Genomic DNA, 7,029 nt, shown 5'->3' with positions numbered 1-7,029 from the left:
CCGGCTGGTGTTGATCGCGGAAGACCTGTTGGGTCGCTGACCCGCAGGCAGTGTGAGCCAGGAATCCCCCTGCTTCAGCTGGGGGAGGATTCAACGTGCCCCTCGGCACCCCGGAGATCAACCCGCCTGCACCAATCGCAACGCCATGCTCATCCGGAACGGCGCACTCCCGCCCTCGCCATCACCATCCGGAGGGGCAATCACCACCTCTGCACCGGCCGCCGCCCCGGCCTCACCCTGACGCCAAGGATCAAGACAGCGAGTTGATTCTCTGCAAGCCCTAATTCTCGCTCCAGGCAATTGGTTTGATGCGGCGGTGTGCCGTGCCGGGCCCTCTTCTGCGGTGCGCCCATACCGTATGCCGAACGGCAAAGCGTCCTTTTGCGGCGCCAGTTGGTGTCCACGCCGGGTCCGGCTCCTGCGTTGGACACGTATGACCTCCGTGCGCCGACCACCAGATGCTACTGCTAGTGTTCATTCAGTCACGCTAGGCAACTAGCCGTCATGTGCAGGCAATGGAGAACCGAGGGTTCCATGCGTAAGTTTCAGCAGATCGTGATCGCAGCAGCAGTGGCGGCCGGTGGCCTGTCCGCCGTCGGCGCCGGAACGGCTGTCGCCGACACCCATGACAAGGGACCGAAGGTGTTGGACCTTTACCGTCCGTACCAGGAGTGCAGCCCGCAGACGGTGTTGGAGAACGACATCCCGATCGGAGTGCTCGGTTTCGGTCAGACCAAGGACACCACCTGCGGCCAGCACAACCGCGCCTTCACTGGCTGAGGTCAGCGACGTCATCATCGCGACGGCCGGTACGGGATCCCTTCGGGTTAACCCGAAGGGATCGAATGCCGGCAGCCGGCTGCCTTGATCTCAGTGCGAGTTGGCCGGATGGAGGGCGAGGACCGCTTGGACGAGGCCGGTGACCCCGGTCGTCGAGCGGCGGGGCTTGCGGAGAGGTAAGCCGGGACTCGAGGGTGGCGATGGCTTGTTCGGCCAGTGCCCGGACCTCGCGCGGGACCGGTTGACGGCCTGCCGGCAGGCCGGGAGGGCGTCCCATCGGCCACGGTAAGGGGAGATGGGCTGAGTCGCCTGCACCGTGGTCGCCCCTGTCCGGCCGGCAGGTGATGCCGGTCTCGGTGAGGGCGTCGATGATGCCGTGCGCGCGTGCTGCCCCGGCGTCATGGACGGCGCCGGGCAGGGCCGGTGAAGCCCAGAGGAGACGGCCTTTCGGGCCGGCCATGCCCTGCGCGTTCACCACTGCCGGCAGCTTCATCCGCCTGTCGGGCCAACTCTCCGGCCGACGCGGAAAGTTGGAAAAGGCTCGGTGCCGCAGGCCACGCCTGCGGCGCGGCCGATCGTGAGGGAGCGGCGCCCGGGCGCCCGTACTAAGGACACGCATCACATGTTCAGCAGGAAAAAGATCGCGGCCCTTTCGGGGCTCATCGGCGGGCTCGTCGTGACGTCCACGGGCATCACGTATGCGTACGCCGCGGGAGACCCGGCATCTTGCACTCGGAGCCCCCAGGGGGACGTCGTCTGTGTGCAGCACATCGAAGGGAGCACCGGGCGCGGCGCCATTCCTCATCAGGAGTCCTGCATGCCGGTGCAGTCCGTAACGCTGCCCGCCGCCATGGGCAATGGCACGACGCGACTCGGCCCTCAGGTGACCTGTTCGCCTGTCACGTCTGGAGCTCCTTAAAACCGATCGATAGGAAGCGGAAACTGCCCGGCCTCCTTCCTGAGGAGCGCGACGGCTGAATCCCGCTCTACGGCCTCATTGGCGCATTACCGCATATGGGGCTCAGGCGCGACATGGGGGTGTAAATCCCCGATTGATTACACCTGGCGTGCCTACGATTACGGTGAGTCGTCATTCCGGGCGGTATGCCTGGGTCAGGAAAGGGTCATTTATGCGTAAGTTTCAGCGCGCCGTGGTCGTAGCGGCGTCCGTTGCGGGGCTGTCCGCCTTCGGGGTCGGCATCAGCTTCGCCGACGGTAACGACGGCGCGCCTGTACCGGTCACCGCCGTCGCCACTTCGTCTGCCAACGCCGTGGCCGTCGGGGGTGGCTACTACTTCCAGCCGCAGGAGGAGCAGGCCCAGAAGCAGGCCCAGGAGCAGGTCCAGGAGCAGGTCCAGGAGCAGGCCGAGAAGCAGGCGCAGGAGCAGGTCCAGGCCCAGGAGCCGGTCCAGGTCCAGGCGCCGGTCCAGGCTCAGGAGCCGGTCCAGGCGCAGGCGCCGGAGCAGGTCCAGGAGCCGGTCCAGGCCCAGAAGCAGGCTCAGGAGCCGGTCCAGGCGCCGGAGCAGGCTCAGGAGCCGGTCCAGGCTCAGGAGCCGGTCCAGGCTCAGGAGCCGGTCCAGGCTCAGGAGCCGGTCCAGGCTCAGGAGCCGGTCCAGGCGCCGGAGCAGGCTCAGGAGCCGGTCCAGGCCCAGGAGCAGGGTCAGGCTCAGGAGCAGGGTCAGGCTCAGGAGCCGGTCCAGGCTCAGGAGCAGGGTCAGGCTCAGGAGCCGGTCCAGGCTCAGGAGCCGGTCCAGTCGCCGGTCCAGGCTCAGGAGCCGGTCCAGGCCCAGGAGCAGGGTCAGGCTCAGGAGCCGGTCCAGGCCCAGGGTGGTAACGGCTAAGGGCGGAGCTACGAGTCAAGGCCCACCGCGGCCTCACTCGGCGTCGGGGATACGGACCGAGCGGTGCGCTGAGTGATACCCGTGGTGCAGGTAGCCCGGACGCTGAGTTCGCGTCCGGGCTACAACCATCCTGCCGGCGGGCAAAGATTTGATTGCTTGACTTTCTCGGCACGGGCAACGCCGGTCAATAAAAGACTGTCCGATTCTTCACTACAAAGGAATGCAACCCATGCTCTTTTCGCAGAAGACCGCGACCGCCGCAGCATTCGTCGGAAGCCTCGCCGCCATCTGCCTCGGCGCTACACATGCACATGCTGAGGGAAATCCAGGTGCCTGCCCCACCGTCGTGCAGGAGGACGTTGTGTGCGTTCAGAAAAATGATACGTACATCGACAAGGACGGCACGCACGTCATCAAGCAGGACCAGCAGTGCACGTCAACAGACCAGCCGCACGTGGTCACGCAGCAGGACCAAATCCTGGGAAGCGAAACCGTCAAAGCGGGGCCGGTTGTGGACTGCTCCAACACGGCCAAGCTGCCTGAGGGGTTCAAGAAGCCGCACATCAACAGCTGAGCGCTCACGGAAAATGCTGGTCCGGGGAAGAGGTCCCGGACCAGCATTTCGTTTTTATAGAGGCAGGGCTCCTACCCGAAGCAGACCAGAGTTCCCCGTCACCGCCGGCCAGGCCCCGGAGACGCTCCAGCGGCTGCATGGGCAGGCCGGTGGCAAATCGGCGGTCCGCCCGTCCTGGCCGTCCTTGATGCCGGCTACGACGTGACCCGCCTGGTGTTCCCACTCGCGGACCTGCCCGTGGAGTTGCTGGGCCGGACGCGTTCGGATCGAATCCTGCACTTTCGCCTCCGCCCCAACCGGCGGGCAGGCGCGGGCGCTCAGGCTCCAACGACGGCTCGGCCAATGACCGCACCGGGCTGTACATGGCAGGGCATCACTCAGCTCGAACAGGGCATTGCGCCGCCCGTCAGACCGGCACGGAGTCCCGTCGAAAAGCGTGCCGGGTTCGGCAATCGCATCCCTCGGGACGCCGTGGTGCGACAGCCTCACAGCTACGGCCTTCGCGTTGATCCCCTGCTTCCGTGAAGGAGCACAGGATCAGGCGAAGGCCGTAGCTGCGTTCGGAACTCAGGCAAACCCAACAGCACGTTCGGGGCCGTTTCGACGACAGGACCGAAACGCCAGGCTTAGGGCCTGCAGAGAGCTCTTAGCCGCCAAACTTGTTGTCGCAGCCCGCGGTTGAGCCCAGCGACGTCTTCTGGGCCCCCGGGCTGCCCTCGCCGCCCAGCAGGTTGCCGCCCAGCCCGTTGCCGATGCCGACCTGACCGAGGACATCGAGGTTCAGGTCGTGCGACTGGCAGGTGGTGCTCTGCGAGACGCTGATGCTGTCGCCGTTGCCCCCGTCCCAGCCCTGATCTGCGTGGGCGACGCTGACGCCCAGAAGTCCGACGTTTCCGAGAACGGCCATCAGGACGGCGGCCGTGCGGAGCTTGCGCATGTCATCTCCAGAAGACGTGAGGTAAATGCGATCTGCGAGGGATCGCCTCTAGGTGACGTGGAGGGTTCAACGGCGCCAGAGCGGAGTGCCCGGAAGCATCCAGCGCTGCGCCGCCTAGGAAGTGTTTGGCGCACGTGAAGGTCCCGGCACTTTGCCTGAGGCCCAGTGCCGGGACCGTTCATGGTTCGGCGTCTTTACGCCTGAGGGGACTTCAGAAGGCGCTGCTGTTACAGCCCATGGTGGAGCCGATGTCCGTGGACTGGGCGCCCGGGTTGCCTTCGCCGTTGAGGGCGTTGCCCAGCAGGCCGTTCAGCACGCCGACCTGGCCGAGGACGTCGAGGTTCAGGTCGTGCGACTTGCAGTTGGTGGTCTGCGTGATGCTGAACTGGTCCCCACCCTCGCCGTGACCGCCGGCGTAGGCCGTACCGCCCACGAGTCCGATGCTGCCGATGGCAGCGACCAGGACGGCAACGTTGCGAAGCTTGCGCATTTCATCTCCGATGGAAGTGAGTTTTTGCGATCCGTGAGTGGATCGCGGTTACATTGCGGAAGAATAGCGGACAAATGCCGTGAATTGGACAACGACACGCTGGCATGTCGCCAAGGAAGCACCGAAAGGCGTATCGCAGGGCGAGAGCCCGGTCCGTCCGCTGCCCGTGCCCGGCATCGACGTGGTCGTCCGTCAGTGCTGCTGCACGTTGGCGAACGAGTTCGTCTGGCTGTTGGCCTGGGTGCACTCAACGCCCCGGGTCTGGGCTGCGGCGAGCAGGGCGACCGGGACGTTCGCATCGAGCAGGGTCTGCGGGCTGCACTCCTGGTACGGACGGAACAGGTTGGCCTGCCCCGCCGAAGCGCCCTGTTGCTTCTGCGGCGCTTCAGGAGAGATCTGCGGGCTGAACTGCGGATTCAGCTGCGGGTTGACCTGCGGGGAAACCTGAGTGCCACGCGACGGTGCCAGCTGTTGTGGAGCCGGCGAGCCGTAGGTCTGCGTGGTCGCCTGAGCGGAGGACGCCGAGGCTGCCTGGGTGTCGGGCTGCGAAACCGGTTGCGGTGCAACGCCGTTGAGGGTGGACGGGGTGACGGCGGAGCTTGGGCCGGCGCCGACGCCGGCCAGGCCGCCGGCTGTTGCTGCGACGAGCGCGACCTTGTGAAGCAAACGCATGAGTTCCTCGGCTCTTCAATTGACCTGTGCACGGAAGCAGATGTGCCGGTGGGGCAGCGCAGTCTTCGCTGTCCTCGCTGCCCGAGTTCGGCTGCGATGGGCCATCCCTGTCGCCCCGTGGGGAACGAAGAGATCACGGACTCGAAACGGGTGCGGGGGTGTGGTCACCCATTTGATGCGGCGTGCGAGCCGTGACGTCCGGGCCGGCAGACGGCAAATGGGTGACGACTCGGCGCGTGCCGTGACCACGGCGCCGAAACCTCGTTCCCCGGAGGAGAGGGCGGCGACCGTAAACCATTGAGAGGTAGAGGATCCGCTGCCAGCTCCGATACGAAGCGCGTGCTCCTCGAGATAACCGTAGCCTCCGGCGCGATGCGAGTGACGCACCAACTGCACGCGTGACCGCATTGAATGCAATGGACTCACATTTCAGGTAACGAAGGGCCGAGGGTTTTCATGCGGAAGCTTCACAAGGCCGCGCTCGTCGTCGCGGCGGCCAGCGGTTTGGCCGGCATCGGCGCCGGCGGCAGCTATGCCAACTCACCGGAGGGGCACCTCGGTGCCACCCCGGCATCGGTTCCGGATCAGCCGCCCGCTCCGGCCGCCGCTCCCCAACCAGCCCCACAGGCCGCCCAGTCAGGACCACAGCAGACCGGATACGCCTCGGCCTCGACCTCATCACAGGGAACAGCCCAAGCCTCCAGCTCACCGAACCTGCAACAGGCCGCGCCCGCGCAGCCGGTGCAGGCCGCACCCGCCCAGTTCGCGCAGCCGGCACCCGCGCAGGCCGCGCCCGCCCAGTTCGCGCAGCCGGCACCCGCGCAGGCCGCGCCCGCCCAGTTCGCGCAGCCGGCACCCGCGCAGGCCGCGCCCGCGCAGCCGGTGCAGGCCGCGCCCGCACAGTTCGCGCAGGCCGCGCCCGCGCAGCCGGCGCAGGCCGCCCCGCCACAGGTCGTGCCGCAGGTCATGCCGCAGGTCATGCCGCAAGTGGCCCCGCAGGTAGCAGTACCCCAGACATTCGGCTCAGAGGCCCCGATGTCTATCGCCCCCCAGGTGAACCCGCAGCTCAACCCTCAGGTAAACCCGCTCGTCAACCCGACGGTCACGCCCACGAGCGCACCGGAGCTGGCTCCGGTCGCCCTCGGGCAGGTCGCGGCCCCTCCCGTCGGACAGCTGGGCCTTCCCCGACTCGGCTGACGGCCCGCCCCCTGCACATCCGCAGTCCTGACTCAACAGGTCAGATCCCCGCACTCCTCCAAGGAGCTTCAAATGCGCAAGTTGCACAAGGTAGTTCTTCTGAGCGCCCTCCTCGGCAGTGTCGGCTCCTTGGGTGCCGGCACCGCTTCCGCATACGGCGATCAGGGCCACGACACCGACAGCATCGACATCACGCAGGGCGTCGAGTGCCGCTCGCACGACATGAACATCGAGGTGCTCGGCAGCGTCGGCGCCCTCACCGGCCTGGCCGGCAACTTGCTGAACGGAGAAGGGGCCGCGGGCGCGCAGAAGAGCCATCTCGGTTCCGAAATGGGTTGCAACAGCCGGGCGCTCTGACCGACCTCCCACTCGCGCCCTCCATCCCTTCGGCGCGGTGCCACTGCTTTTACGCGTGGCGCAAGGTCTTTTACCTGCATACCTTTTCGATTTAGTCGGCACCATCTCTGCATCGGGTTGCACGGAGGCGGGGGGGGGGGGGGGGGGTGGCGAGCCTCGGCCGGGGGGGGGGTTGGTGGTA

The 7,029-nt window shown here is 66.8% G+C and carries 8 protein-coding genes and 1 pseudogene; 5 read left to right on the top strand and 4 right to left on the bottom strand.

The window, feature by feature from the left end; translation table 11 throughout:
• Positions 1 to 534: 534 nt before the first annotated feature.
• Positions 535 to 780, top strand: coding sequence for a hypothetical protein (locus tag ACWD68_RS41255; protein WP_451811614.1), 246 nt, complete (start codon positions 535 to 537; stop codon positions 778 to 780).
• Between the two features lie 90 nt (positions 781 to 870).
• Here ACWD68_RS41255 and ACWD68_RS41250 read toward each other — a convergent pair.
• A pseudogene (locus ACWD68_RS41250) lies at positions 871 to 1,255 on the bottom strand (transposase family protein); the annotation flags it as partial.
• A 655-nt stretch (positions 1,256 to 1,910) separates the two neighbouring features.
• On the opposite strand from ACWD68_RS41250, the gene ACWD68_RS41245 reads away from it, so the two are divergent.
• A complete protein-coding gene (locus tag ACWD68_RS41245) occupies positions 1,911 to 2,621 on the top strand; it encodes a hypothetical protein (RefSeq protein ID WP_451811613.1) in 711 nt (236 codons plus the stop codon).
• Between the two features lie 229 nt (positions 2,622 to 2,850).
• Positions 2,851 to 3,195, top strand: a complete 345-nt coding sequence (locus ACWD68_RS41240) for a hypothetical protein (RefSeq protein WP_451811612.1) — start codon at positions 2,851 to 2,853, stop codon at positions 3,193 to 3,195.
• Between the two features lie 646 nt (positions 3,196 to 3,841).
• Here ACWD68_RS41240 and ACWD68_RS41235 read toward each other — a convergent pair.
• The 3 genes from ACWD68_RS41235 to ACWD68_RS41225 form a co-directional block, all read right to left on the bottom strand.
• Complete coding sequence (locus ACWD68_RS41235; protein ID WP_451811611.1) at positions 3,842 to 4,132, bottom strand: hypothetical protein; 291 nt, start codon at positions 4,130 to 4,132, stop codon at positions 3,842 to 3,844.
• 211 nt (positions 4,133 to 4,343) lie between these two features.
• The gene (locus ACWD68_RS41230) at positions 4,344 to 4,622 is read right to left on the bottom strand and encodes a hypothetical protein (protein WP_451811610.1); all 279 of its coding nucleotides are present in this window, start codon (positions 4,620 to 4,622) and stop codon (positions 4,344 to 4,346) included.
• Between the two features lie 192 nt (positions 4,623 to 4,814).
• Positions 4,815 to 5,294: a hypothetical protein gene (locus tag ACWD68_RS41225; protein ID WP_451811609.1), complete on the bottom strand. Its 480-nt coding sequence runs from the start codon at positions 5,292 to 5,294 to the stop codon at positions 4,815 to 4,817.
• Between the two features lie 456 nt (positions 5,295 to 5,750).
• Between ACWD68_RS41225 and ACWD68_RS41220 the strand changes: the two genes are divergently transcribed.
• Complete coding sequence (locus ACWD68_RS41220) at positions 5,751 to 6,491, top strand: hypothetical protein (protein WP_451811608.1); 741 nt, start codon at positions 5,751 to 5,753, stop codon at positions 6,489 to 6,491.
• A 72-nt stretch (positions 6,492 to 6,563) separates the two neighbouring features.
• Positions 6,564 to 6,848: a hypothetical protein gene (locus ACWD68_RS41215; RefSeq protein ID WP_451811607.1), complete on the top strand. Its 285-nt coding sequence runs from the start codon at positions 6,564 to 6,566 to the stop codon at positions 6,846 to 6,848.
• The last annotated feature ends 181 nt before the right edge of the window (positions 6,849 to 7,029 follow it).

The organism is Streptomyces sp. NPDC005141, from assembly GCF_053599975.1.
This window is presented reverse-complemented; position numbering and strand designations above follow the sequence as displayed.

Bases quoted from the DNA above. Each gene is read 5' to 3' on its own strand.
- ACWD68_RS41240 (WP_451811612.1), top strand. From the start codon at position 2,851: ATGCTCTTTTCGCAGAAGACCGCGACCGCCGCAGCATTCGTCGGAAGC.
- ACWD68_RS41225 (WP_451811609.1), bottom strand. From the start codon at position 5,294: ATGCGTTTGCTTCACAAGGTCGCGCTCGTCGCAGCAACAGCCGGCGGC.
- ACWD68_RS41220 (WP_451811608.1), top strand. From the start codon at position 5,751: ATGCGGAAGCTTCACAAGGCCGCGCTCGTCGTCGCGGCGGCCAGCGGT.
- ACWD68_RS41255 (WP_451811614.1), top strand. From the start codon at position 535: ATGCGTAAGTTTCAGCAGATCGTGATCGCAGCAGCAGTGGCGGCCGGT.
- ACWD68_RS41215 (WP_451811607.1), top strand. From the start codon at position 6,564: ATGCGCAAGTTGCACAAGGTAGTTCTTCTGAGCGCCCTCCTCGGCAGT.
- ACWD68_RS41235 (WP_451811611.1), bottom strand. From the start codon at position 4,132: ATGCGCAAGCTCCGCACGGCCGCCGTCCTGATGGCCGTTCTCGGAAAC.
- ACWD68_RS41230 (WP_451811610.1), bottom strand. From the start codon at position 4,622: ATGCGCAAGCTTCGCAACGTTGCCGTCCTGGTCGCTGCCATCGGCAGC.
- ACWD68_RS41245 (WP_451811613.1), top strand. From the start codon at position 1,911: ATGCGTAAGTTTCAGCGCGCCGTGGTCGTAGCGGCGTCCGTTGCGGGG.